General features: G+C 37.0%; 24 protein-coding genes and 2 pseudogenes. 17 read left to right on the top strand and 9 right to left on the bottom strand.

Annotated features, from left to right (window positions below; translation table 11 throughout):
* Positions 1-290 precede the first annotated feature (290 nt).
* The 7 genes from ACJ5H0_RS10695 to ACJ5H0_RS10725 all read left to right on the top strand — a co-directional run bounded on the left by ACJ5H0_RS10695 (position 291) and on the right by ACJ5H0_RS10725 (position 7,271).
* Complete coding sequence (locus ACJ5H0_RS10695) at positions 291-1,142, top strand: alpha/beta fold hydrolase (protein ID WP_411249453.1); 852 nt, start codon at positions 291-293, stop codon at positions 1,140-1,142.
* Positions 1,142-1,615 (top strand): RNA polymerase sigma factor, encoded by a 474-nt coding sequence (locus tag ACJ5H0_RS10700; RefSeq protein WP_172280594.1) that lies wholly within the window; start codon positions 1,142-1,144, stop codon positions 1,613-1,615. The genes ACJ5H0_RS10695 and ACJ5H0_RS10700 overlap by 1 nt, the downstream gene beginning before the upstream one ends.
* Positions 1,602-2,195 (top strand): hypothetical protein, encoded by a 594-nt coding sequence (locus ACJ5H0_RS10705; protein WP_172280596.1) that lies wholly within the window; start codon positions 1,602-1,604, stop codon positions 2,193-2,195. Before ACJ5H0_RS10700 ends, ACJ5H0_RS10705 begins: the two co-directional genes overlap by 14 nt.
* A 72-nt stretch (positions 2,196-2,267) precedes the next feature.
* Positions 2,268-2,405: a hypothetical protein gene (locus tag ACJ5H0_RS10710; protein WP_411249455.1), complete on the top strand. Its 138-nt coding sequence runs from the start codon at positions 2,268-2,270 to the stop codon at positions 2,403-2,405.
* Between the two features lie 43 nt (positions 2,406-2,448).
* Entirely contained in the window at positions 2,449-2,928 is a 480-nt protein-coding gene (locus ACJ5H0_RS10715; RefSeq protein WP_411249457.1) for a class I SAM-dependent methyltransferase, read from the top strand.
* Positions 2,929-3,029: 101 nt separating this feature from the next.
* Positions 3,030-5,312 carry a patatin-like phospholipase family protein gene (locus ACJ5H0_RS10720; protein WP_411249459.1) on the top strand — a complete coding sequence of 761 codons (2,283 nt, stop codon included), beginning with the start codon at positions 3,030-3,032 and terminating at the stop codon, positions 5,310-5,312.
* A 180-nt stretch (positions 5,313-5,492) separates the two neighbouring features.
* A complete protein-coding gene (locus ACJ5H0_RS10725; protein WP_411249460.1) occupies positions 5,493-7,271 on the top strand; it encodes a M43 family zinc metalloprotease in 1,779 nt (592 codons plus the stop codon).
* A gap of 58 nt (positions 7,272-7,329) precedes the next feature.
* On the opposite strand, the gene ACJ5H0_RS10730 is transcribed toward ACJ5H0_RS10725, so the two are convergent.
* The 3 genes from ACJ5H0_RS10730 to truA form a co-directional block, all read right to left on the bottom strand.
* A complete protein-coding gene (locus tag ACJ5H0_RS10730) occupies positions 7,330-9,093 on the bottom strand; it encodes an ABC transporter ATP-binding protein (protein WP_172280604.1) in 1,764 nt (587 codons plus the stop codon).
* Between the two features lie 136 nt (positions 9,094-9,229).
* Positions 9,230-9,574 carry a hypothetical protein gene (locus ACJ5H0_RS10735; RefSeq protein WP_411249462.1) on the bottom strand — a complete coding sequence of 115 codons (345 nt, stop codon included), beginning with the start codon at positions 9,572-9,574 and terminating at the stop codon, positions 9,230-9,232.
* A 24-nt stretch (positions 9,575-9,598) separates the two neighbouring features.
* Positions 9,599-10,390 (bottom strand): tRNA pseudouridine(38-40) synthase TruA, encoded by a 792-nt coding sequence (gene truA / locus ACJ5H0_RS10740; protein WP_411249464.1) that lies wholly within the window; start codon positions 10,388-10,390, stop codon positions 9,599-9,601.
* Positions 10,391-10,439: 49 nt separating this feature from the next.
* Here truA and lpxK point away from each other — a divergent pair, with 49 nt between their 5' ends.
* The 6 genes and pseudogenes from lpxK (at position 10,440) to ACJ5H0_RS10770 (ending at position 16,009) form a co-directional block, all read left to right on the top strand.
* Positions 10,440-11,465 (top strand): tetraacyldisaccharide 4'-kinase, encoded by a 1,026-nt coding sequence (gene lpxK / locus ACJ5H0_RS10745; protein WP_411249466.1) that lies wholly within the window; start codon positions 10,440-10,442, stop codon positions 11,463-11,465.
* Positions 11,449-12,264, top strand: coding sequence for a purine-nucleoside phosphorylase (locus ACJ5H0_RS10750; RefSeq protein WP_411249468.1), 816 nt, complete (start codon positions 11,449-11,451; stop codon positions 12,262-12,264). Before lpxK ends, ACJ5H0_RS10750 begins: the two co-directional genes overlap by 17 nt.
* A 106-nt stretch (positions 12,265-12,370) precedes the next feature.
* Positions 12,371-12,886, top strand: a complete 516-nt coding sequence (locus ACJ5H0_RS10755) for a TlpA family protein disulfide reductase (protein WP_273649548.1) — start codon at positions 12,371-12,373, stop codon at positions 12,884-12,886.
* 1 nt (position 12,887) lies between these two features.
* The gene (locus tag ACJ5H0_RS10760; protein ID WP_411249470.1) at positions 12,888-13,346 is read left to right on the top strand and encodes a GNAT family N-acetyltransferase; all 459 of its coding nucleotides are present in this window, start codon (positions 12,888-12,890) and stop codon (positions 13,344-13,346) included.
* A 48-nt stretch (positions 13,347-13,394) separates the two neighbouring features.
* Positions 13,395-14,490, top strand: a pseudogene (dinB, locus tag ACJ5H0_RS10765) (DNA polymerase IV).
* Between the two features lie 46 nt (positions 14,491-14,536).
* Positions 14,537-16,009, top strand: coding sequence for an alpha-amylase (locus tag ACJ5H0_RS10770; RefSeq protein ID WP_273649551.1), 1,473 nt, complete (start codon positions 14,537-14,539; stop codon positions 16,007-16,009).
* 80 nt (positions 16,010-16,089) lie between these two features.
* Here ACJ5H0_RS10770 and ACJ5H0_RS10775 read toward each other — a convergent pair whose 3' ends face one another.
* From ACJ5H0_RS10775 to ACJ5H0_RS10790, 4 genes are all read right to left on the bottom strand, one after another.
* Positions 16,090-16,263, bottom strand: a complete 174-nt coding sequence (locus ACJ5H0_RS10775) for a hypothetical protein (protein WP_172280619.1) — start codon at positions 16,261-16,263, stop codon at positions 16,090-16,092.
* 22 nt (positions 16,264-16,285) lie between these two features.
* Positions 16,286-16,579, bottom strand: coding sequence for a hypothetical protein (locus ACJ5H0_RS10780; RefSeq protein WP_411249471.1), 294 nt, complete (start codon positions 16,577-16,579; stop codon positions 16,286-16,288).
* Between the two features lie 313 nt (positions 16,580-16,892).
* A complete protein-coding gene (locus tag ACJ5H0_RS10785) occupies positions 16,893-18,227 on the bottom strand; it encodes a carboxylesterase family protein (protein ID WP_411249473.1) in 1,335 nt (444 codons plus the stop codon).
* 137 nt (positions 18,228-18,364) lie between these two features.
* The gene (locus tag ACJ5H0_RS10790; RefSeq protein WP_172280624.1) at positions 18,365-19,267 is read right to left on the bottom strand and encodes a helix-turn-helix domain-containing protein; all 903 of its coding nucleotides are present in this window, start codon (positions 19,265-19,267) and stop codon (positions 18,365-18,367) included.
* 250 nt (positions 19,268-19,517) lie between these two features.
* Here ACJ5H0_RS10790 and ACJ5H0_RS10795 point away from each other — a divergent pair, with 250 nt between their 5' ends.
* Both ACJ5H0_RS10795 and ACJ5H0_RS10800 read left to right on the top strand, forming a co-directional pair.
* Positions 19,518-19,655 (top strand): hypothetical protein, encoded by a 138-nt coding sequence (locus tag ACJ5H0_RS10795; protein ID WP_411249474.1) that lies wholly within the window; start codon positions 19,518-19,520, stop codon positions 19,653-19,655.
* A gap of 130 nt (positions 19,656-19,785) precedes the next feature.
* Entirely contained in the window at positions 19,786-20,838 is a 1,053-nt protein-coding gene (locus ACJ5H0_RS10800) for an NAD(P)-dependent alcohol dehydrogenase (RefSeq protein ID WP_172280628.1), read from the top strand.
* A gap of 76 nt (positions 20,839-20,914) precedes the next feature.
* On the opposite strand, the gene ACJ5H0_RS10805 is transcribed toward ACJ5H0_RS10800, so the two are convergent.
* Entirely contained in the window at positions 20,915-21,289 is a 375-nt protein-coding gene (locus ACJ5H0_RS10805) for a winged helix-turn-helix transcriptional regulator (RefSeq protein WP_273649558.1), read from the bottom strand.
* 168 nt (positions 21,290-21,457) lie between these two features.
* Here ACJ5H0_RS10805 and ACJ5H0_RS10810 point away from each other — a divergent pair, with 168 nt between their 5' ends.
* Positions 21,458-22,270: an NmrA family NAD(P)-binding protein gene (locus tag ACJ5H0_RS10810; RefSeq protein ID WP_411249475.1), complete on the top strand. Its 813-nt coding sequence runs from the start codon at positions 21,458-21,460 to the stop codon at positions 22,268-22,270.
* A 135-nt stretch (positions 22,271-22,405) separates the two neighbouring features.
* Here ACJ5H0_RS10810 and ACJ5H0_RS10815 read toward each other — a convergent pair whose 3' ends face one another.
* A complete protein-coding gene (locus ACJ5H0_RS10815; RefSeq protein WP_411249477.1) occupies positions 22,406-23,653 on the bottom strand; it encodes an alkaline phosphatase family protein in 1,248 nt (415 codons plus the stop codon).
* 232 nt (positions 23,654-23,885) lie between these two features.
* Here ACJ5H0_RS10815 and ACJ5H0_RS10820 point away from each other — a divergent pair.
* Positions 23,886-24,264: pseudogene (locus ACJ5H0_RS10820) on the top strand (T9SS type A sorting domain-containing protein); the annotation flags it as partial.

The raw sequence follows: 24,264 nt of genomic DNA on the forward strand, positions 1-24,264 counted from the left end.
CAAACAACAGGCTTCACAAAATTTTTATTAATTTCTATAGTCTGCAAAAACCGTACCTATTATAATAAGTAATGCATAATATTTTAAAAAAAAATAACCGATAACCTCCACAAAATGAGGACTAACCGAAAATTCAAGGATTTAATCTGATTTCTTTCAATTTAAAATACCCTTTATTAAAGGGGTATTGCAGGAATTATTCATAAGATTTAAAATTATTTTAAAAATTTTGTAACATTTTTTTCAGGCCTGTATCTAAAAGGTAAATTAACCATTAAATCTTAAATGAAATGAAAAAATTGACATTCCTTGCCGTGATATTTTTATTTTTAGCTCTATGTGCTAATGTGTTCGGACAAACAAAATCCTATCCTTTTGAGGTTAAAAAATCAGGAAGTGGGAAACAAGCCCTGATTTTAATCCCCGGTTTTGCCTCTTCCGGAGATGTATGGAATGAAACGACCCTAAAGTTTGATAAGAATTTTACTTGCTATACTTTAACAATGGCAGGATTCGCAGGTGCAAAGCCTCAGCCCGGCGCCAGCTTTAAAAACTGGGAAAACAAAATTGCAGAATTCATCAGTGACCAGAGAATTGACAAGCCTGTTATCATCGGGCACAGTATGGGTGGAGGCCTTGCCCTCGCTCTGGCTGCAGATCATCCACAATTAGTGGGTAAGATTATCGTTGTAGATGCTTTGCCGTGCTTATCGGCATTAATGAATCCTTCTTTTACATCTAAGGAAAACAATGATTGCTCTGCTACCATCAATAAAATGACAGCCATGACAGATGATCAATTTCGTCAGATGCAGCTGAAATCTATCCCCCAGCTTTTGGCGGATACTTCCATGCAGGAAACTGTGATCGGATGGAGTCAGCAATCAGACCGTAAGACTTTTGCAGAAATGTATTGTGACTTCTCGAATACTGACCTCCGGGAAAAAATAAAAAATGTACAATGCCCTTCACTTATATTATTAGAGTCTTATTTTACTAATTTTAAACCAGCCATGGAAGATCAATATAAAAATATGAAAAATGCAAATTTACAATATGCTACTAAAGGTTTACACTTCATCATGTATGATGATAAGGAATGGTATTTCAACCAGTTGAATAACTTCTTATCTGCAAAATAATGGTATTTGAGGAAATCTACGAAGTATACTGGCAAAAAATATTCCGCCTGTGTATGGGATATGTAAACAATTCCGAATGGGCACAGGACATTGCACAAGAAACATTTATCATTGTATGGCAGCAACTTCCTAAATTCAGAAATGAATCTTCTGTGGGAACCTGGATTTTCAGGATCGCCTCCAATAATTGCCTGCGACAGATTGAAAGGGAGAAAAGATTCACAAAAGCTGATTTACCAGGTAATTTAGAGGAAAAGAAACAGGAATCCATGGAATCTGAGATACAACTTCTTTATAAATTCATCTCCGAATTGCCGGAAACAGACCGTATTATTATTTCTTTAGAACTGGAAGAATTAAAACAGGCCGAAATAGCCAGTATCGTGGGATTATCAGAATCCAATGTCAGGGTAAAAATCCACAGAATAAAAGAAAAATTAACTCAAAAATTCAGGGAACATGGAACCTACTAATATAGATTTTAAAAATATCTGGCAACAACAAAAAGTAAATAAGCCCGACCTTAAAGATTTGCTTGCTAAACTGGAGTCCTACAAAAGCAAAAATCTGAAAAAGCTTATATTAACCAATGTAATGTTACTTTTAACCAGTATATTTATAGGTCTGATATGGTATCATTATCAACCTCAGCTACTCAGCACAAAAATCGGAATCGTACTGATTATTCTGGCAATGGTAATTTTCCTGTTTGCTTACAACAGGCTGTTTACATTCTTTTATAAAACCAACACCGACCAATCCAACAGTGACTATTTGCATAGCCTGTATGTTTTGAAAAGCAAACAGGGTTTTGTACAAACGTTCATGACCAATCTTTACTTCACTATGTTATTGGCAGGAATCAGTCTCTACATGTATGAATACACTTCAAGGATGACAACATTTATGGCTGTTTTTGCGTATTCATTAACTTTTATTTGGATTGCCTTTAACTGGTTTTACATAAGACCTAAAACCATAAGGAAAGAACAGTCAAAACTCCATGAGCTTATTAAAAAATTCGAAGAAATCAACAAACAGCTGGTTGAATAAAAATAAATCAATTAAAATATTTTCTTTCATCAGGTCTTTTGTAATTTAGCCCTGCTAAAAACAACACTCCTTATGGATTTGTCAAAGAATAAAAATCACTGGGATATAGTATACGAAACAAAAAGCCCTGATCAGGTAAGCTGGACACAGGAAAAACCTGAAATATCACTGGATTTCATTGCATCATTTGACTTAAAAAAAAGACGCTAAAATAATAGATATTGGCGGAGGTGAAAGTCATCTTGTAGATATTTTGATTGACAAAGGATATCAGGATATCACGGTGCTGGACATTTCTGCGAATGCATTGGAAAAGACAAAAAAGCGTTTAGGAAAGAAATCCGAAAAAGTGAAATTTATTGTTACGGACATTACTAAATTCGAACCTGAATTCCAATATGATCTTTGGCACGACAGGGCCACATTTCATTTTTTAACCGAAGAAGAACAAATCTCCAGCTATCTGGATATTGCAGGGAAAAGCATAAAAGGATTTATGGTGTTAGGAACTTTTTCAAAAAACGGACCTACAAAATGCAGTGGTCTGGAGATTAAGCAATACGATGAGGAGTCCATGGAAAAGCAGTTCGCCAATCATTTCGAAAAGATACAGTGTATTTCATCAGATCATACAACTCCTTTTGACACGATTCAAAATTTCACATTCTGTAGTTTTAAAAAAAAAGATCCCCTATTGAAATCCTTAATAGACCCCGATCGTCTTTTTTGCTAATTTGAAGTAAGCCTATTAAAATGAAAAATTTCCTCACTGTCTTTCTTATATGCATATTTTGTTTATTTTCTGCACAAGACACCATAAAGAAAATGCCTCCCATGACAAAAGATACAAAGTTTGGGTTAGCGCTTAGCGGAGGTGGTGCCAAGGGCTTTGCGCATCTGGGAATTTTAAAAACAATAGATTCACTAGGGATTAAAATAGATTATATTACCGGGACCAGTATGGGTGGAATTCTAGGCGGATTATATGCTATGGGATATAATGGTGAAGAATTGAAAAAAATGGTGTACGGCATGAACTGGAAAAGGATCCTGAGTAACAAAATCCCCTACAACAAGGTCAATATCAGCGAAAAAGATGAGTACAATAAATATATTCTTGAATTTCCGGTGAACGATGGCCGGCCTTCCCTACCGGGATCCTTTATAGAAGGGCAATATATGGGTGAAGTTCTCAATACATTGACGTTTCCTGCAAAACATATTAACGATTTCAGTAAGCTTCCTATTCCTGTTCAACTTACATCATCCGATATTGTGAATGGTGGATTGGTTATGCAGAAAAAAGGTTCTCTTGCACTGGCGATTCGTTCTACCTTAGCCATACCTGCTGCTTTCGCACCGGTCTATATTGATGGAAAACTTCTTGTAGACGGTGGCCTCGACCGTAATTTTCCGGTAAAGGAAGTAAAAGATATGGGAGCTGATTATATTATCGGAGGCTATACAGGATTCAGGCTTTTCACAAAAGATGAGATCAAAAATCCAATGAAAATGATCTATCAGACACATGCATTCCATTCCGTACAGGATTTCAATGAACAAAAGAAGATGTCGGATATCATGGTGGATTTTGTAACTCCGCTTAATGATTACACCACTAAAGACTTCAGAAAATACAAGGAAATCATAAAAATAGGAGAAGCAGAAGCTAAAAGACACCTTCCTGAATTTATAGCTTTGGCCAATGAGCAACGCAGACTGGGAATTACTTATGAGCACAAACTTGTTGAAGAGATTAAAAAACCGACCATACAGTTTACTTATAGTGAAGACAATGGCACGCCGATCACTAATTCGTCCGAGATTGAAACTATTAAAAACCTGATGGGATTAAAGGAGGGTGTATATTACGATGCCAAAACAGTAAATGCTGCTATCGACAAGGTTTTTGGAATTCGACAGTATGACAGGGTGTATTATACTTACACAGATTCGGAAAACGGTTTAATTATGAACATTTTCGTAAAGAGATCCACACCAAGCATGCTTAAATTAGCCCTACACTATGATAATGAACAATCCGTAGGGATCATCCTGAATTATACCTACCGGGATTATGCAGAAGCAAAATTCAGGGCCATAGCAACTGTAGATATTTCGGAACGTTTCAAGGCCCGTTTGCAGTTCCAGAAATTCCTGGATACGGATTACCGCTGGTGGTTAAGTACAGAAGGAAATATTTCTTTTCTTAAAAGTAATGACCTCCTGTTGAGATTCTCAGAAAACAATGATGTTGAAAATAATTTATTTTTCCCTAACTATATTTACAGAAGCATTAAAGCGAATACAGCGGTCAATTATTCGATTCATCCGAATACAATGGCTTCATTCGGCTTAGAGTTCAACGCTGAAAAATTAAACCGGTCTGTAGACAGGATTAGCCAGACCTTTACAGACTTGTACAGCAAAAAGGTATATTATCATACCAATCTTGACCTGTATTTTAAATTCAATCAAAATAACTTCAATACCAGATATTATCCTACTTCAGGAAACAATTTTCAGTTCATAACGAAGTATTATTTTGGAGATCAATACAACCTTTATGATCTGAAAGAAATACAACCTACACTCTATGAATACTTAAATCCCGGGGCTGAAGGATATTATAAACCCAAGAACCTGATCACATTAACGCTCAATGAAAATTATATTATTCCAATCAATAAAAAGGTATCTGTTAAGGCAAATGCTTTTTTAGGAACCAACTTCTCTCCTCAAACTCTGGGATCTTCAGAGGGTATCCCTTATCTTTTTCTCAATCAGAAATTCAATCTGGGAGGAAGTGAATATAATTTTGACGGAATGAATCCTGAATTTAATGGGTTCAGGCAAAAAGAAGTTCCTATAAATTCCGTTGCTAAGATAGGATTTGAGGTTCAGTACCGGATTTGTCACAGGATTTTCCTTACTCCCTCTTTTCACTATGCTGCAATAAGTGACGAGCTATCCCCTTTCAAGAGCAATTCCAAACTTATTGGTTATGGACTTAATCTGGGATATGAATCGCTTTTAGGTCCCATTAACGTAAATATATCCAGAAACGATGCACTTAATTTCTGGCGGGCTTATTTTAGTATCGGATTTAAATTCTGATTTGTATCCACAAAATAATAATGGACGATGAAATTAAAGAAATAGGCTATTGTGAAATATTCAACATCATCTTTTTCGAATCCTTCAAGGTCTTTATAAAAGCCTTAAATTATTTCCCATACTATTGATATTTTTGTTTATTTTTAATATGATTATATTAAAACCACTAACAATTATATTATGAAAAAACTACTACTAGCTATTATTTTAGGCTCTTCATGCAGCCAGTTTTACGCTCAAAAAACTGAATTAATAGAATGCGGTACCGACGAATTAATGCGAAAACATTATGAACGGCATCCAGAAGAAAAGGCTCGGGATGATGCTTTTAACTTAGAGTTATCCAAACTGATTAAAAGTGGAAAACTAGCTTCTACCCTTAATAAAAATCAGGTATATGAAATTCCCGCTGTTGTCCATGTTGTAGGGGACGGAAGCGCGGTCGGAACAGTAAACAACAAGTCGGATGCCGACATTATTGCATGGGTTAATTATACTAACGGAGTATTTTCCGGAAGTTCTTCAAGCGGCATGTCATCATCCAGTGCCATACTCCCTGTAAAATTTGTTTTTGCGAAAATCAGTCCCACCTGTACAGCGACCAACGGGATCAACAGGATCAATGCTTCCCATCTTCCAAAATATGTAAGCGGTGGTGTAAACAATGATAATACGACCAATGCTGTAACGGCATCCGAAATTACAGCCCTGGGAATGTGGGATACCAGCAAGTATTATAATATTTATGTGGTAAAAAAGTTAGCCTCTAATTCAGGGACCCTTAATGGCTTTGCCTATTACCCGGGTGGCAGCAATGATTATGCATTTATGTCTACAAGTGCATCATCTGTAAATGCGCAAACACTGGCACATGAATTCGGACATGCGTTAGGACTCCGTCACACCCATGAAGGATTCAACGACTCTACCGGGGCCTGTCCTGCTAATACCGATTGTACATTACAAGGAGACCTGGTATGCGATACAGAACCAATGAAAAGCCTTTACCACTCTTCCGTTCCCTATACATGTCAGACCGGTCAGATCAACCCATGTACAAGCGTTACCTATGCAGGAGGTGAAAGGAATGTAATGTCTTATACTTTCTGTTTCAGAGATCTCTTTACCCTGGGACAATCCGACAGAGCTACAGCCCAGCTTTTACAGTACAGACAATCTTTAATCAATTCTCCGGTCGCAAGTAGCACTAGACCTAACAACAATACATCTTTAACCACAACTTGCACCCCAACAACAATAACGAATCCAGGAAATTATAACATAGGAATCACTTCTGTCAAATTTGGAAACATTAATAATTATTCAACCAATTACAAGGCTGCCACTAATAATTTCTACGAAAATTTTACGGGAAATTATTGCCTGGGAATTTCCAAAACCACAATACCTTCAGGCACCTCAACGACCCTTACCATTACTCCCGGAACAAACAATCCTCATATTATAAAAGCATACATCGATTACAATAACGATGGACAATTTAATGAAACAACGGAGCTGGTTCTGAACCAAAGCAATATAGCAGCAGGTTCCACTGCAACAGCATCAGTAACTCCACCTTCAAATGCTGTAGCCAATACTCCTTTAAGAATGAGGGTAATTGGTGAATATAACGGAACAACCGTTACCGCTTGTTATATTCCTAAATACGGACAGATAGAAGATTATTCAGTGATCATTGAACCAAGAACCCTGTCCGCTAAAAATGCAATTGAAAACAAAACCTTTATTACACAGGCAGAAAATTCAGTGTACATAAAAAGTGACCTGCAAATTACCTCGCTGGTAATCTATGATGCCTCAGGAAGAATTCTGGTGAACCAAACCAATATGAAATCTACAGAAATTACCGCTCCATTAAATGCCAAAAATGTAGTAGTAACAGTCCGGGCAACATTGGAAAACGGAAAAGTGATCACCCAAAAACTAAAATTCTAAAAACAAAAAAGAGAGCAACTTCAGCTCTCTTTTTTATTTCTGTTATCTATGACGATTATTATTTTGACGCCCGGTTTTCTTCTTCCATTTCTACTTCATGTCTCAGCTGTGCTTTATACAATGTGGAATAATACCCATTTTGATCAAGCAACTCCAAATGCTTTCCTTCTTCTACAATTTTACCATGTTCCATTACGATAATCTTATCCGCTTTTTCAATGGTTGAAAGCCTGTGTGCAATAATAATCGAAGTCCTGTTTTTCGTGATTTTCTCCGTAGCCCTCTGAATCAGTTTTTCACTTTCATGATCAATTGAAGAGGTAGCTTCATCCAGGATCAAAATTTTCGGATCGGACAGATAAGCTCTTAAGAAAGACAATAACTGCCTTTGCCCTAATGAGATCGACGAGCCTCTTTCACTGACTACATAATCATAACCACCCGGAAGCTGCTGAATGAATTCATCCACTTCAATTTCTCTGGCCCCTGCTTTTATTTTATCCAGGGTAATACTTTCATCTCCAAAAGAGAGATTTTCAAAGATACTTCCATGGAAAAGGAAAACATCTTGTAATACCACCCCAATATGACTTCTGAGATTATATAATTCATAATCTTTCAGCTCTACATCATCAATAAAAATCTCTCCGGAATTGATATCATACAGCCTCGTGATCAGACTGATGATCGTAGATTTACCTGCTCCTGTAGCTCCGACAATAGCAACTGTTTCTCCCGGATTCACTTTGAAATTGATTCCTTTCAGTACTTCCTGCTTTTCATCGTAAGCAAAACGAACATCCCTGAATTCAATTTTACCATTGAAGTGATCTTTTTTTACTGTTCCGTGATTAGGCATCGCATAATCCTCATCCATTAATCCCAGTACCCTTTCTGCACCTACAATTCCACGCTGGATATTATTAAATCGGTCTGCGATCTGGCGTAAAGGTCTGATCAGCATTGAAATATACTGGATAAAAGCAATAACCACCCCCGCACTAATGGTAATATATCCTCCATAGAAAAGGATAAACCCAATAAATAGGGATGAAATAAGTTCTACTACAGGAAAAAATAATGAAAAGATAAAAACGGTTTTCAGCAATGCAGCCTTCAGGGTAATATTGATATCATCAAACTTTTTAAATTCAGCTTCCTGTCTGTTGAACACCTGTATAATTGGCATTCCGGCTAATCTTTCCTGAACAAAGGAATTCTGATTCGCCGTCCAGGTTCTTTCATCTCCAAATGCTTTTTTCAGCCTCTTTTGAAAAAAACGGGTAATAACCACCATCAAAGGAAGTATAGCCAGTGTAATATAGCTCAGATGAACATTAGTACTGAACATCATCACTAATACAAAGACGATTCTCAAAATATCCCCGAAAACCATAAGGAATCCGTCCGTATAAACTGTAGCAATGGTTTCCACATCCCCAACGGCACGTGTTACCAGTTGTCCTATAGGTGTTTTATCAAAAAATGATGTCCTGAAATAAATAAGTTTAGAATACAACCTCTCTCTGATATCCCTGATTACATTCTGAGAAATATAATTGGAGAAATAGACCAGGAAAAAGTTTAAAACAGTTTCTGCAACAACCAATCCTACCAAAATGTAGATATGCTTCATCATCAGAGCTTTATCCTGCAGCCTGGTGATATCATTATCTACAACCTCCATGGTAAGGTAAGGTCTGTAAGTAGAAACGATGGATAGTAAAACGGAAATGATTAAAGTAAGGATAAACCAGGACCGGAATTTCATTCCGATAAAGAAAAGCCTTTTAATAATTCCCCAGGTATCTTGTTTTTTCATTGTACAAATTGAAAGAAAAGAATTAAATAAATTCCATGCAAAAATAACACTTTATAATTTGAAAGCGAGAACAACTTATCCAAATACCAATAGAAAATAACGGATATTAATTATTTAAAATATGAATATCCTATTGTTATACATTTTCTTTGCTACCTATCTCCTCAATTTCCAGGCTTGGTTTATGGATGGTTTCTTTTGTAAACTTTTTTTCAAGAAACTGGTAAATTCCCCACACAACAACTATTGCACATAGCCAGCTTATTACATTCACAAGGCTATATCCGGTATAATCGTTATCCTGTAAAGAACCTGGGTTAGTAAGTGCGATATAGAAACCATAGCAAAATAAAAACGCAACCTGAAACCCCAGATAGATCCCTATACCCAACAGGCCAAAATGCCATTTGGTTTTCCCAAATCTTTCTGCCAGTGCAGCATAGTATCTGTACGCTCCAATCAGGATAAAAATAGACATCATAATGATTATAGTTTTTTGTTTTTTTTAAAATTCGTAGCCTACATCTACGAGAAATAATCCTTGTGCCGGAGCAGAAGTGCCGGCCGAATTACGGTTTTTATTTTCAATAACTTTTCTCAGATCTTCGGGCTTCATTTTTCCTGCACCGATTTCCACCATTGTCCCCACGATTGCCCGTACCATATTCCTGAGAAAACGGTTGGCAGAAACGGTAAATTTAAGTTCGCTTCCTTCCTGTTCCCACTCTGCTTTGTAAATGTGACAGATATTGGTCTTATTATCTGTTTTCAATTTGGCAAAACTCGTAAAATCCTCATACTCGAATAAAATTTTACAGGCTTCATTCATTGCATCGATGCTCAAAGGTCTTTTCCAATGTTGCCATGCAGATTCCAGTGTAAATGGATTTTTTTCTAAAGAAATATAATATTCGTATGTTCTGTAGGTGGCATCAAACCGGGCATGAAAATCATCTTTTACAGGAAAAATCCTCTTAACAGCAATATCAGGCGGAAGAAAGCTGTTCAGCCTGTGACTGAGCTGATCATTAAAAGCCACCTGGATATCAAAGTGGGCGAATATTTTTTTTGCATGAACACCGGTGTCCGTCCTTCCGGCTCCTGTAATTTTAATCTCTTCCCGTAAAATAGTGGATAGTGCTTTTTCCAATTCTTCCTGTACAGAATTGGCGTCCGGCTGGATCTGATAACCGAAATAATTTTTACCGTTGTAAGAAAACTCTATAAAGTACCTCAATGTAGTATAATAACTCCACAAAAATACTTTAATTTTATGAAATATTTGTTGAAAAGTCATTGAGAATATTCAGCCAAATCCTCTTAAAAATTACTATTTTTGCAATCGTATGAAAAGATGGTACCTTTATCCCTTCTCTGTAGGTTATCATTTGGTAACGGGTATCCGAAACACAATGTATGATCTGGGGATCTTTAAATCTACGAAATTCAAAACGCCGATCATCAATGTCGGCAATTTGTCCGTTGGCGGAAGTGGAAAATCGCCAATGGTGATGTACCTTGCTCAGTTTTTATCCAAACATTACAGAACCGGTGTCCTTTCCCGAGGTTACGGAAGACTTACAAAAGGTTATGAGGTGACCAATTATGACAGCAACTACAAAATGGTAGGTGATGAAGCGATGCAGCTTTTTGAACGTTTTAAGAACCGTTTCGTTATTGCAGTTTCTGAGGAAAGAGTGCCTGGAGCCAAAAAAGTCATTGATGACATGGACCTGGATGTTCTTGTACTGGACGATGCTTTTCAGCATAGGGCGATCAAAGCAGGATTTAATATTCTGATGACGGATTTTAATGACCCGTATTTTAGGGACCACCTTCTTCCGGCAGGGGATCTCAGGGAATCAAGAGCCGGGGTAAAAAGAGCCGATCTTATTATGGTCAGCAAATGTCCTGATGAACTGACGGAGGAGACCAAACAGTATTATATTTCCAGAATAAGACCTGAGCGTCATCAGAAAGTATTCTTTTCATCTATCGGATATGACGAAAATGTATACGGAAGAGAAAAAATGCTTCCTGACAACAACCTGAATTATTATGACATTCTTTTAATTACAGGGATTGCCAATCCAAAACCATTGCTGGAACATCTGGCGAAATTTTCACATAGAGTAAAACACCTCAAATTCAGGGATCATCATAATTTTTCCGATGACGACATCAAAAAAATAATTGCTGAATATAAGAAACTGGGCGAATATAAATTGATCTTAACAACCGAGAAAGATTATGTTCGTTTAAAAACCTTTGACTATCTTAGAGATATTGTTTATTACTGGCCTATCAATGTAATCATTGACAAAAAGGAAGAGTTTAATCAAATCATCTCGGATTATGTTAGGAAAAATTAAAGAAACCGCAGCCTTCATCAAAAACATCATTCAGGATACACCTGATTTTGCAATCGTATTAGGATCCGGCCTGGGAAAACTGAAAGATGAAGTTCAGCCAATACACATATTGGAATACAAAGACATTCCTAACTTTCCTCAAACAACAGTGGCTGGTCATGGAGGTCAGCTGATATATGGTATTTTAGAAGGTAAAAAGGTATTGATAATGAGTGGACGCTTTCATTATTATGAAGGCCATTCTATCGAAACTGTGGTATTTCCTGTAAGGGTTTTTCATTTGATCGGTATTAAAAACTTACTTCTTTCCAATGCCTGCGGAGGAGTAAATCCTGAATTCAGGGTCGCCGACATTGTTATTCTGAAAGATCACATCAATATGATGCCTGAACATCCTCTTCGTGGTAAGAATATAGAAGAACTAGGCCCGAGGTTTGTCGATATGAGCGAGCCTTATAATAAAAAAATGATCAGTATCGCAGAACGCACTGCTTCAGAAAATAACATCAGAATTCACCAGGGAATCTATGTCGCATTACAGGGACCTACCTTTGAAACACCCGCAGAATATGGAATGATAAAAGCTATAGGTGGTGATATGGTAGGAATGAGTACTGTTCCGGAAGTTATTGTGGCCCGCCATATGGATATGGATGTTTTTTGTATTTCAGTTATTACGGATCTTGGCGCACCCGATATTGCATTAGCCGTTTCTCACGAAGAAGTTCTTAATGCAGCCAATAAAGCAATGCCCAACGTAATCACGGTAGTAAAAGGTCTGGTTAAAAATTATCAGTAGTTCTTTTTTATCGAATTTTTCGATTTCTTAAATTTTTGCCAATTAATCCAAAAAGCAATTCATAACTTCGTTTCATTGTTTAGATTTGTAAAAAATGAAATTGAAAATGAAAAAGCTATTCATATTTTTTATGCTTGGAACATTTGGGACATTTTATTCTCAGGAGGTTCCTAAAGTACTTAAAACCAGTTTTTCCAAAGAAGCTTTACAACAAAAGCTTGAAAATGAAGAGGGAAAGAGCATTACTATGCAGGAAATTCTTAACCAGCACAAAGGAAAAGTGGTGGTCATTGATTTTTGGGCCGGTTGGTGCAGAGATTGCCTGAAGGCACTTCCAAAAGCACAGGAACTCGAAAAAAATAATCCGAACATAGACTTTGTATTTCTTTCTCTGGAAAGATCGAAAGAAGGTTTCGATAAAAGCCTTGAAAGATTTGATATGAAAGACAAAGATAATTATTGGTTTGCATCAGGATGGAAAAATGACTTTAATAATTATATTGACCTCAACTGGATTCCGAGATACATGGTGATCGACCAGAAATCAGCTATTGCAAAATACTACGCCATCTCACCGGAAGATCCTGAAATACAAGCCACCATCAATAAACTTTTACAATAATATGGTAACTTTAAGAGAAGCAACAAAAGAAGACCTTAAAACTCTTCTTGAATTCGAACAAGGTGTAGTTACTGCAGAAAGACCCTATAATCCTACCCTTATTAACGGTACCATTCATTATTATGATTTAGTTTCTTTGATTGAGTCTGAAGATGCTACCCTTATTGTAGCGGAAAAGGATCATGAAATCGTTGCGTCGGGATATGCGATGATTAAAAAAGCGGAAAAGGATTATTTTAATTTCAAAGAGTATTCATATCTGGGGTTTATGTATGTAAAACCGGAACACAGGGGACAGGGAATCAATCAATCCGTTATAGATAGACTCATAAAGTGGTCAGAAGAAAGGGGAATGAAAGAAATAAGATTAGATGTTTATGATCAGAATGAATCTGCTGTAAAAGCTTATGAAAAAGTAGGATTTGAACCTGTGCTCCTTACCATGAGATTGAAAAAATGATATTAATTTATTGAAATATAGAAATAAATGAATCCATATCTTTGTGATATGGATTTTTCTTTTCCCATTCGCAAGATTATACATGTAGATATGGATGCATTTTATGCTTCTGTGGAGCAGCATGATAATCCTGCACTTAGGGGAAAACCAATTGCCGTGGGAGGAGAGCATCGGGGTGTAGTTTCAGCTGCCAGTTATGAAGCAAGAAAATTCGGTGTCCGTTCTGCCATGCCAAGTAAAACAGCAAAAGAAAAATGTCCGCATCTCATTTTTGTTCCTCCCCGCTTCGCCCGTTACAAAGAAATTTCCAGAAAGATAAGAGAGATCTTTCATGAGTATACCGACCTGGTAGAGCCATTGTCCCTGGATGAAGCTTATCTGGATGTGACTGAAAACAAAAAAGGAATAGAATCCGCCAATGATATTGCGAGAGAAATCCGCAAAAAAATCTTTGAACAAACAGGTCTTACTGCCTCAGCCGGTATTTCAGTTAATAAATTTTTAGCAAAGGTAGCTTCGGATATCAATAAACCGAACGGACAAAAAACCATTCACCCCGACAAAATTGAAAGTTTTCTGGAAGAACTACCCGTTGAAAAATTCTACGGGGTAGGAAAAGTTACGGCCAACAAAATGTTTACGCTGGGGATTTTCAAGGGAAAAGATTTAAAGAAAAAAACATTACAGGAATTAGTAAGCCTGTTCGGAAAATCCGGAAGCTACTATTACAATGTTGTTCGTGGAATTCATCATTCAGAAGTTAAACCTCATCGCATCCAGAAAAGTGTAGCTGTAGAAAGGACTTTTTTTTGAAGATCTCTATGATGAACAGCAAATCAATGAGAAACTGGAAAGCTTAAGTGCAGAACTACATCAAAGGTTACAAAAAAATAATATTCTGGGCAGATCCCTCACTTTAAAAATAAAGTATAAAGATTTTTCACTGTTTACCAGGAGCATGACAAAAGAAGATTACTATGTTTCTGAAGAAGAGTACTACAAAACCTCCAAAAAGCTTTGGGAATTAAGACCCTTTGATAAACCTGTCAGGTTATTAGGCTTATCCCTTGCCCACCTTAATACTGAGGAAAAAAAGCAGGTTTCTGTTCAACTAAAAATACCGTTTCAGGAGTTTGGGCATTAATAATTAGAAATTTTCACTACATTGTAGTAACCAAATTCTATAATGTATGAACCCAACGATGATTCAGTTTTTCCACTGGTACTCAGACGGAAACCAAACACTCTGGAAGGAGGCTCAAAAACAATCTGCTTATTTAGCCGAACTTGGTATAACTTCAGTTTGGTTCCCACCTGCTTACAAGGGAACTAGTGGAGGTTATTCAACAGGATATGATGCTTATGACCTTTTTGACCTGGGAGAATTCGACCAGAAAGGAAGTATTCCCACAAAGTATGGAACCAAAGATGATTACTTAAAAGCAATAAAGGCTTTAAAGGAACAAAATATCCAGGTTATTGTAGATGTTGTATTAGGGCATAAAGCCGGTGGTGACGAGCTGGAAACGATGAAAGCAGTAAAAGTGGATGAAAATAACAGAGAAAAGGTAATTTCAGATGTTATCGAAATACAGTCCTATACCAAGTTTACTTTCCCTGGAAGAAATAAAAAATATTCTGACTTTGAATGGAATGCAACTTGTTTCAGCGGCGTAGATTATGCCGAAGGAATGGATTCGCATATCTTCAAAATACAATCTGAATATGGAAACGACTGGGAAGAGATGATTGATGATGAAAAAGGTAATTATGATTATCTGATGTATAATGATATTGAGCATCGCAATCCATTTGTTCGTGAAGAACTCAACGCATGGGCCAAATGGTATTTTGATCAGACCGACTTTGATGGGGTAAGGCTGGATGCTTTAAAACATATTTCTTTTGATTTTTATAAAGAATGGCTAACACTTATCCGTTCTAATTCAGGCAAAAATATCTTTGCCGTTGGAGAATACTGGGCACCTGGATATTTGAATTTACTCCAAAAATATATTGAAGTTACGGAAGGGTGCATGAGCTTATTTGACAGCTCTCTTCAAAATAATTTCCACAATGCTTCCAAAGAGGGAGGATCTTATGATCTGAGAAGGATTTTTGATGGCACTCTTACTCAGGCTGATCCGCTGCATTCCGTAAGTCTTGTTGATAATCATGATACCCAGCCTTTACAAGATCTTGAAGCTCCTGTAGAAGAGTGGTTCAAACCTCTTGCCTATGCTTTGATCCTCCTCAGGGAAGACGGCTATCCTTGTGTATTTTATCCCGATTTGTACGGAGCCCATTACGTAGATAAGGACCGGGAGGGAAATGATCAGGAAATTTTCCTGAATAAAGTAAATGGAATTGAAGAACTGCTGAAGGCCCGGAAAGAACATGCCTACGGAATCCAGAAAGATTATTTTGAGGATGCTAACTGCCTGGGATGGGTTCGTGAAGGAGATGACGAGCACACGGGCTGTGCTGTTGTCCTAAGTAATAAAGATGCTTACAATAAACCCATGGAAATGGGGGAAAAGTATTCGGGGCAAAGTTTCTATGATCTGCTTGGAAGATTCGAAGACAGAGTAGTTATTGATGAAAAAGGCTGGGGAAATTTTCCTGTTCCTGCTGGAAATGTAAGCGTCTGGGTTCCTGAATAGATACAATTAAATTAAATGTACATAACCAGGAAAGCATCATCCGGTTATGTACATTTGAAATGTCTTTATACTATTGGCTTTTAGCAGTAGATATATCTGCAATTCCAGATATCACTTGCCCATTCACAGCATTGGTTGTCTTCATTTGAAGTACAGCATACTCTGTCACGGATAATTCCTCCGGCTTTTAAAGCTTTAAGTTCCTGCCGCTCTATTTTTCTTATACGGCCTGCTGGTAAATTAGTTTTTTTCATTTTGTAAAATATTTGATTAAGTTTAGTCACTAAAACAAGTATATGGACATGGATCAGAAGTTATATACGAGTAAGTTCCGCAGTAGCAGGTATGCGTTGGACCTGTCGGCCCTCCTCCTGTTCCACCTCCAGTACTTCCGCCACCGGAAGGGCTATAAGGAACACACTTGCCATTCTCACAGATATAACCCGGGTTGCATCCTCCTTCTCCCGGACCCGTATCCGAAACACAATAAGCAGGTTCCCCAGGAGATCCGGCCAGTAAGTTTTTGAGTACTTCCCGGCTTAATTCATTCCATTGAAATTTTATTTTCATAATTGCTTGGTTTTATATGGTTAAAAGATTTTAGTCTTTAATTGTCTCTCTCACCGCCTTACCGTTTCAGCATTTATTTTATTAATAATTTGTGAAAATATTTTCCACAATTATTACATTCCAGGGATTAATAATTCAAATATAACAAAATAACACACACAATATTGAATAAAAAATACCAAATACTGGATTTCACACATGAAAAACACAAAACCAAAGCAACAAAAATAAGTGGTAACAAGGAATGAAGTAGCCATACCCCTGCCTTACATAATTTTCAGAAATATTTAGTGATACGAAGGTCGGACCCAAACTATATTTTTCTCAATTCCAAAATATCGGGTTTCAATGATTCTCCGGATATCCTTCCAGTTCTTGAAAACTCTGCCCACACAGCTCTTAATTTTCTTCCATTATGATGGATATACTCCCAGGGAATGTTTTTTATAAGCCCGGCAGACTGCCATGCTTCTTCATTACCAAAAAGCAAAGGAAGATCAATACTGTGAGCAGCTCCTATCTCATTATCTGTAATTCTGGAATAGATCCTGAACAAATAAACATTACCTCCGGCTTTAGCATAATTTTCAGCAAAAAGTTCTGCAGGTTTCCCATAGATTTTTTCTGTAGTCAGCTGAACTGTTTTATTAATGATCTTCTGACCAAAACCTTTACCAAAATAAGTATTGAGTGCTTCGGAAGTTTTTAGATAAAATGCAGTTTCATCATTATTGAGTCCAATTAAAACATCAATTTTTCCAGCACTCTCTTTCCATCTTTCCTCTGCCTCATCTTCATTGCATAAAGGAGGAAATCCATATTGAATACCAAAAGGCATCACTGCTTTTAATCCGTATTTAATAACAGAAGGAATCCTTTTTTTGTATTCTTCCATCATCTTTAAGACATCGGTTTCATGTTTTATTGAATCCGTATTTTTCAGAAATTCGGCTGACATTTTTTGTCTTTTGTGGCGAAGACCTAACGGTGCACTTTGAATGATCACCCTTTTGAAAAGGCCTTCAACGCCTTCTGAAATCATCAGATGGGCGATCGCATCTCCGCCGGATGATTGCCCCAGAAGTGTAATATTTTCAGGGTTTCCTCCAAAGCTTTCTATATTCGTTTGAATCCATTTTAATGCTTCAATAATATCAAATAACCCCAGATTAGCAGGCCTTTCTTCATCGCCTCCTAAAAAACCGAACAACCCCAGGCGATAGGAAACCGACACTACAATGATATCTTGTTCCTTTACCCAATTGCTTGCATCTGATGTGGAAAGATCCCCACACCCTATTTCATGAGAGCCTCCATGTATCCAAACAATCACAGGCAAACTGGTATGCTCATTATCGGGACGAATAACAGAAAGAAATTGAGTAGATTCTTCAATCTCAAAACCATTAAGATCCGTGGGGCCAATCATTTTTTCAATTAAAGGGCTTATACTTTGTGGACTGACCGGTGTTTTATCCGGAAAAAGAAGTTCCGAGGATGACGGCTGTACAGGAATAGGTTTTTGAAATCTTACAGACCTTGCATAGCGAATACTTTTGGCTTTGATAACGCCATTTTCTGTTAAAGCAATAATTTTCGCGAACGGGGTTTGAAAAATATGAGTACCGATATTCTGCTGTGATTTCATTATCCGGAAATTTCTTCCTTTAAAAATAATTCACTTTTCTGAAAAATCCGAATCTATTTGAAAGAAATTACCTATTCTCACGATTCGTTTAACTACAAATGATAGAAATCTCTAAACAAACTTCGGCAATAATTCAATCAATTTAAAGTTTTGTATTCACTTGGTGATACTCCGACTTTTGCCTTAAACAATCTTGTAAAATGCTGGGGATACTTAAAACCTAGGTCATAAGAAATCTGGCTGATTGATTTCGATGGATTATAAATTTCCTCTTTTGCAACATCAATCAGTTTATTATGGATAAATTCTTGGGCAGAAACTCCTAATTCTTTTTTAATTAAATCACCAAAATAATTCGCCGAAAGATTAAGTTGTTCAGCAAAATAATTGACCATTGGAAATCCAATATTCTTGGGTTTATCGGATTTCAGGTAATCATTCAGAAGATTTTCAAACTTCCCGATAACGCCTTGATTTACATGATCACGGGTAATAAACTGCCGATCATAAAAGCGCATACAATAGTTGAGAAATAATTCGATATTGTTTACGATCAGGGATTTACTGTGTTTATCAATGGATTGCTCCAGTTCAAGCCTTATATTTTTAAAGCATTCCAGGATAATTTCTCTTTCTTTTTCGGAAAGGTGTAAAGCTTCATGAACATCATAAGAAAAGAAAGAATAATCTTTAATATTTTTCCCCAGATTAGTTCCTTTGATAAGATCGGGATGAAATATCAGAGCATATCCTCCTGGTTGCACATAGGTCCCGTCATTACTCATCCCATACACTTGCCCCGGTGCTATAAAAACCAGCGTCCCTTCCTGATAATCGTAATTGTTCTTTCCGTAATACATATCCCCACACATTACATCTTTCAGAAATACGGTATAAAAACCATAGCTCCTTCTATATTGGGAAATAGGATTGGACTTAGAGAAGTCGATAATGCTCACCAAAGGATGCAAGGTTTCATGATTCATCATTTTATTATATTCAGAAACACTGTTGATTATTTTAATATCCTGATTTTCCATAGCATCCGTTTTAAATCTTATTCAAAATTACCACTTTCTGTTTTACTTTTAATAGAGTCTGTAATATTGGTAAATGTTTCTGTAATCTGTATAAGTGCTGTTTAACGAAAAGAATCGACTTTTGCATTGTAATGATAATATTAGAAAACAAAAAGATGTTTGCCGGATAAGAAAGTCAATTGGATACTTTTTCCGAGGTATTACCGGGTACGCATCTTAAACCCTTAAAGTTATACCAGACCGAAAAGGTATGCGAAGAAATAACGACATTCTTATGCCTGAGACTGATCTTAATAACAAGAAACTTTCTATCATCCTGAAAAAGGATAGTATGGATGGATTTCTGAACCCTGAGGCTATCATCAACATTCTTCCAGGTAGTTACTAGTCCGGAAAGTAAATTTACAAATAGTACCATCAACCCGAATACTCCAAACGGTATTATTAAATATACGGATCCGGTGACTGAGAAGAATACAATTTATAAACAAAAACACTAACTTAAAATTTAAAAACAAATGAGCACATTCACAGTAAAAGCGTACGGAGCAGAGTCTACCACAGCGGACCTGAAAGAAATGAATATTGAAAGAAGGGAACCAACTCCTAATGATGTGGAGATTGAAATACTCTATTGCGGAGTTTGCCACTCTGACCTTCACACAGCAAGAAACGACTGGGGAGGAACGATCTACCCTGCAGTTCCCGGACATGAAATTATAGGGAGAATTACTAAAATCGGAAATGAAGTTACAAAATTCAAAGTCGGAGACCTTGCAGGTGTTGGATGTATTGTGGATTCATGTGGGACATGCGAGAGCTGTAAACATGATCTTGAACAATATTGTTTAAATGGTTTCACAGGAACTTATAACGGAAAAGACAAACATTTGGGAGGACATACTTTTGGTGGTTATTCACAGAAAGTGGTTGTAGATTCTGACCACGTCTTAAGAATTCCTGAAAATCTTGATCTAGCAGCAGTGGCTCCGCTTCTTTGTGCAGGAATTACAACATGGTCTCCACTAAGACATTGGAATGTAGGACCAGGATCAAAAGTTGCTGTTATCGGATTGGGAGGATTAGGACATATGGCAATTAAACTGGCTAAAGGATTAGGTGCTGAAGTAACTCTTTTCTCAAGAACTCCCGGAAAAACAGAAGATGCCAAACAATTAGGAGCTGATCATGTGGTTATTTCTACAGAGCAGGCAGAAATGGATTCTGTAAAGGGAAAATTTGATGTGATCATCGATACCGTTCCTTATGTTCATGACGTTAACCCTTATATTACAACATTAAATATCAGCGGAACATTGGTTCTTGTAGGATATCTCGGAGGTCTTGAACCTATCCTTCAAACGGTTCCAATGATCATGGGGAGAAAATCTGTAGCAGGCTCTGTAATCGGGGGAATTGCTGAGACACAGGAGATGCTTGATTTCTGTGGGAAACATAATATTGTTTCTGAAATTGAAATCATCAAAATGAACGAAATCAACGAAGCTTATGAAAGGATGTTAAAAAGCGACGTAAGATACCGCTTTGTGATTGATATGCAGACTTTATAATTCTTCGGATATTTTTTTTAATAGAAAGGCCCTTCAGATGAAGGGCTTTTTGTTATGTTGTATTTTAAAATATGTATTAAACAGGTTTCCAGTTATGCTGTCCCTTCATATCCTGAAAAGCCCAGTCTGCCATAGCATCGATTACAGGAGCAAGCTTATTCCCTGCTTCACTAAGTTCATAGGTCACATGAGGAGGCACCACAGGCTTTGCAGTTCTGATGATCAAACCATCCGCTTCCAATTGTTTTAAATGTTGGATGAGCATTTTTTCTGTGACTTCCGGGATTGCCCTTTTTAACTCACTGTAACGTTTCCCTCCTGTAGACAACTGAAATAATATAATTGGTTTCCAGAAACCTCCGATTTTTTCCATAACGTACATTACCGGGCACTGGTCCAGTATATTCTTTTTGTTTTCCTGAATTGTAGAACTTTCTTTAATTGCTGTCATGACACATACTTTAGGGTAAGTACTTGTATAAAAGTAAGTACAAATATAACTTTGTTCTCAGAAATAAAAAAATACAAACAATAAAAAATTTACATATGAAAATCATCATCACAGGTTCATTAGGAAATGTTGCCCAACCATTAGCTCAGCAACTTATTGCTGAAGGGCATGATATTACCGTTATCAGCAGCAGCGAAGCTAAAAAAAAATGAAATACAATCCTTAGGAGCAAAAGCAGCCATCGGATCCATAACAGATCTGGACTTTTTAATTAAAACATTTGAAGGTGCAGATGCCGTATTTGTAATGACCCCACCTAATTTGGGAGCTACTCAAATCGTTGAAGATACAATCAGTGTTGGAAAAAACTATACAGAAGCCATCAGAAAAACAAATGTGAAACACGTTGTTATGCTAAGCAGTGTAGGTGCAGCTTCTCCGATAGAAAATGGTCCGATTAAAGGTCTCCATCAGATTGAAAATCTTTATAACGGATTAGAAAACACATCGGTAACATTCGTTCGTGCTGGTTATTTTTATAATAATTTCTTTAATGATATTCCATTGATACAAAACGCAGGAATTATAGGAGGAAATTATCCTGAAAACACAAATATTCCTGTAGTTCACCCGGTTGATATTGCAAAAATAGCTGCTGAAGAACTGGTTAAAAATACCGATGGTAAAAAAATAAGATATGCCGTAAGTGATATCCGTCCAGGTTCTGACTTTGCCTCTGTTTTAGGCTTAGCCATAGGAAAACCTGAATTGCCTTGGGTAGAATTTACAGATGAAGAGTATTTGAACGGAGCACTACAAGGAGGCCTTCCTCAGGAAATGGCAGAATTATATACTGAAATGGGAAGAGGAATACGAACAGGAGTTGTCCAAAAAGATTTTGTTGAACACGGCTCGCCTGTCACAGGAGAAACTAAATTAGAAGAGTTTGCTAAAGAGTTTGCAACTCAATTTAATTCTTAAAATTAACTTTTCAGAAAATGATGCGGAAGAATCACAATCTGAATCATAGAAAAAGTTTCGGCGCACCTTTGGTGCGCCGAAACTTTTTATTAAGAAGTAAACTCTAATTATCTTTTAAAGTTCCTTTCAGAACTTTTAGTTTTCCGTCAATTGGCTGATCATTTTTAAACCCAAGATTTCTGCTACTAAAGGATAAACATGAACATTTGCAAATTCATCAATCACCACATTACTTTTAAATTGCGGCCCCCAGGCTAAAAATGTTGCTTTCATTTCAGGTACAAGCCTTGGATTATATCCATGCTTTCCAACGGAAGTTGTTTTTCCTTTTTCCAAAAATATCTTGGGTGCTTTTGGTATCAAAAGAATCTGTCCGATCCTATGGTATTGATCATCTCTGGTTCCAAAATGCAGGTATTTTGGAAGCCTTTTATCTAAATACACGTCATAGTCGTCTGTCTTACCGGCTTTGAGTTCATTGTAAACAGTTTTAGTTTCTTCAGGATTCTTTACCACAACCCTCAATAACGTCTGGGAATTATAGAAATCAAACCTACTTTTATCGAACAGCATTTTAGGAATTTCCAAAGGGGTTCCCCTATCTACTTTGATCATTCCATGGTCTGAAACAAAAATGAAATTCACATTTTTTAGTCCTAAGTTATTTACTTTCTGAACAAGCTCTCCGATGGCTTTATCTATCAAATGTACGGCACCTTCAGTTTCTTTTGAATCCGGTCCGAAATGATGGCCGCTCCCGTCTACTTCAGGGAAATACAATGTAATAAAATGAGGTCTTTTATCCATGGGTAATTTCAGCCAGTTCACCACCTTATCTACTTTTTCAGAAGGAGTAAATTGGTCGTGGTAAGCATAATAATAAGTAGGTCTTTCTCCACCGGCATCACTTGCTGAGCCTACCCACATCATTGTCGCAGAAATCATTCCCTGTTTTTCTGCCAGCCCCCAAAGAGGAAGCCCTCCATACCAGCTCCCGTCTTCAGCATTTTTCTTGTCACTCATTGCATAAAATTCCTTTCTCTTGTAATCATAGAAGAAGTTATCAATCAATCCATGATGGGCAGGATATAATCCTGTGATCAGGCTCCAATGGTTAGGAAATGTGATACTCGGATAACTTGGAATCATTGCTTTTGCCTGAACCCCGTTATTGGATAAGTTTAAAAGATTTTCAGCATGATATTTTTTAGCATAATCATATCGGAAACCATCTGTAGAAATCATGATCACATATGGTTTGGTTTGAGCATCAACGCTGTTGTATCGGTTTGGAGTTATGATCTGCGTGGTATCAACAGGAGCTTTCTGAGCCCACCCTATCACAGAAATAAACAGAAGTAAAATTTGTATTCCGCGCTTCATTATAAAAATTTTCCGCAAAGTTACACCCTATCTTCTTCCCGGGAAAGTTTAATGGATTAAAACTATATTAAAGAATCTAAATTAATACGTCAAGTTTTGTCGTGTTGTAATCGTAACTTTGTAAAAATGAAAAGGATGAAATTAAATATTCTTAATAAATCTTTCCACCGTGAGGTAAAAAGATTACTTTTACGGCAATTAAAAACTATATGTATTTAACTCAGCATTAGACATGAAAAAACTCTACTTGAGTGCACTTTCTATGTGCATTATTTCCGGGCTATCGGCCCAGGAAGTGGTTTGGCAAAAAGATATCAAATCCTCTACCCAGGATTTCCTGAGCCAGGTAACCACAACAATCGATCAGCAGTATTTGATAACAGGAAGTGCTATACAGGTAGCAAACCAAAAGAAGGATGCTGGAAGTACCCAGCAAAATAATGGTTACGACTTTCATTTGGTGAAACTGAACCAGCAAGGAGATCAGGTTTGGGAAAAATATTTCTCAGGAAACAATCATGATTATTTGTCTTCTACCGTAGCTACCCAGGAAGGAGGCTTTCTAGTTTCAGGAACCTCATATTCCGGAAAGGGAATAGATAAAAAAGATG

The sequence above is a fragment of the Chryseobacterium proteolyticum genome, from assembly GCF_046591535.1.
In the GTDB taxonomy this organism is placed as follows: domain Bacteria; phylum Bacteroidota; class Bacteroidia; order Flavobacteriales; family Weeksellaceae; genus Chryseobacterium; species Chryseobacterium proteolyticum.

What these genes read in the sequence shown, in the direction of transcription:
- ACJ5H0_RS10695 (WP_411249453.1), top strand. Translation starts at nt 291, where the DNA reads ATGAAAAAATTGACATTCCTTGCCGTGATATTTTTATTTTTAGCTCTA.
- ACJ5H0_RS10700 (WP_172280594.1), top strand. Translation starts at nt 1,142, where the DNA reads ATGGTATTTGAGGAAATCTACGAAGTATACTGGCAAAAAATATTCCGC.
- ACJ5H0_RS10705 (WP_172280596.1), top strand. Translation starts at nt 1,602, where the DNA reads ATGGAACCTACTAATATAGATTTTAAAAATATCTGGCAACAACAAAAA.
- ACJ5H0_RS10710 (WP_411249455.1), top strand. Translation starts at nt 2,268, where the DNA reads ATGGATTTGTCAAAGAATAAAAATCACTGGGATATAGTATACGAAACA.
- ACJ5H0_RS10720 (WP_411249459.1), top strand. Translation starts at nt 3,030, where the DNA reads ATGACAAAAGATACAAAGTTTGGGTTAGCGCTTAGCGGAGGTGGTGCC.
- ACJ5H0_RS10725 (WP_411249460.1), top strand. Translation starts at nt 5,493, where the DNA reads ATGAAAAAACTACTACTAGCTATTATTTTAGGCTCTTCATGCAGCCAG.
- ACJ5H0_RS10730 (WP_172280604.1), bottom strand. Translation starts at nt 9,093, where the DNA reads ATGAAAAAACAAGATACCTGGGGAATTATTAAAAGGCTTTTCTTTATC.
- ACJ5H0_RS10735 (WP_411249462.1), bottom strand. Translation starts at nt 9,574, where the DNA reads ATGATGTCTATTTTTATCCTGATTGGAGCGTACAGATACTATGCTGCA.
- truA (WP_411249464.1), bottom strand. Translation starts at nt 10,390, where the DNA reads ATGACTTTTCAACAAATATTTCATAAAATTAAAGTATTTTTGTGGAGT.
- lpxK (WP_411249466.1), top strand. Translation starts at nt 10,440, where the DNA reads ATGAAAAGATGGTACCTTTATCCCTTCTCTGTAGGTTATCATTTGGTA.
- ACJ5H0_RS10750 (WP_411249468.1), top strand. Translation starts at nt 11,449, where the DNA reads ATGTTAGGAAAAATTAAAGAAACCGCAGCCTTCATCAAAAACATCATT.
- ACJ5H0_RS10755 (WP_273649548.1), top strand. Translation starts at nt 12,371, where the DNA reads ATGAAAAAGCTATTCATATTTTTTATGCTTGGAACATTTGGGACATTT.
- ACJ5H0_RS10760 (WP_411249470.1), top strand. Translation starts at nt 12,888, where the DNA reads ATGGTAACTTTAAGAGAAGCAACAAAAGAAGACCTTAAAACTCTTCTT.
- ACJ5H0_RS10770 (WP_273649551.1), top strand. Translation starts at nt 14,537, where the DNA reads ATGAACCCAACGATGATTCAGTTTTTCCACTGGTACTCAGACGGAAAC.
- ACJ5H0_RS10775 (WP_172280619.1), bottom strand. Translation starts at nt 16,263, where the DNA reads ATGAAAAAAACTAATTTACCAGCAGGCCGTATAAGAAAAATAGAGCGG.
- ACJ5H0_RS10780 (WP_411249471.1), bottom strand. Translation starts at nt 16,579, where the DNA reads ATGAAAATAAAATTTCAATGGAATGAATTAAGCCGGGAAGTACTCAAA.
- ACJ5H0_RS10785 (WP_411249473.1), bottom strand. Translation starts at nt 18,227, where the DNA reads ATGAAATCACAGCAGAATATCGGTACTCATATTTTTCAAACCCCGTTC.
- ACJ5H0_RS10790 (WP_172280624.1), bottom strand. Translation starts at nt 19,267, where the DNA reads ATGGAAAATCAGGATATTAAAATAATCAACAGTGTTTCTGAATATAAT.
- ACJ5H0_RS10795 (WP_411249474.1), top strand. Translation starts at nt 19,518, where the DNA reads ATGCGAAGAAATAACGACATTCTTATGCCTGAGACTGATCTTAATAAC.
- ACJ5H0_RS10800 (WP_172280628.1), top strand. Translation starts at nt 19,786, where the DNA reads ATGAGCACATTCACAGTAAAAGCGTACGGAGCAGAGTCTACCACAGCG.
- ACJ5H0_RS10805 (WP_273649558.1), bottom strand. Translation starts at nt 21,289, where the DNA reads ATGACAGCAATTAAAGAAAGTTCTACAATTCAGGAAAACAAAAAGAAT.
- ACJ5H0_RS10810 (WP_411249475.1), top strand. Translation starts at nt 21,458, where the DNA reads ATGATATTACCGTTATCAGCAGCAGCGAAGCTAAAAAAAAATGAAATA.
- ACJ5H0_RS10815 (WP_411249477.1), bottom strand. Translation starts at nt 23,653, where the DNA reads ATGAAGCGCGGAATACAAATTTTACTTCTGTTTATTTCTGTGATAGGG.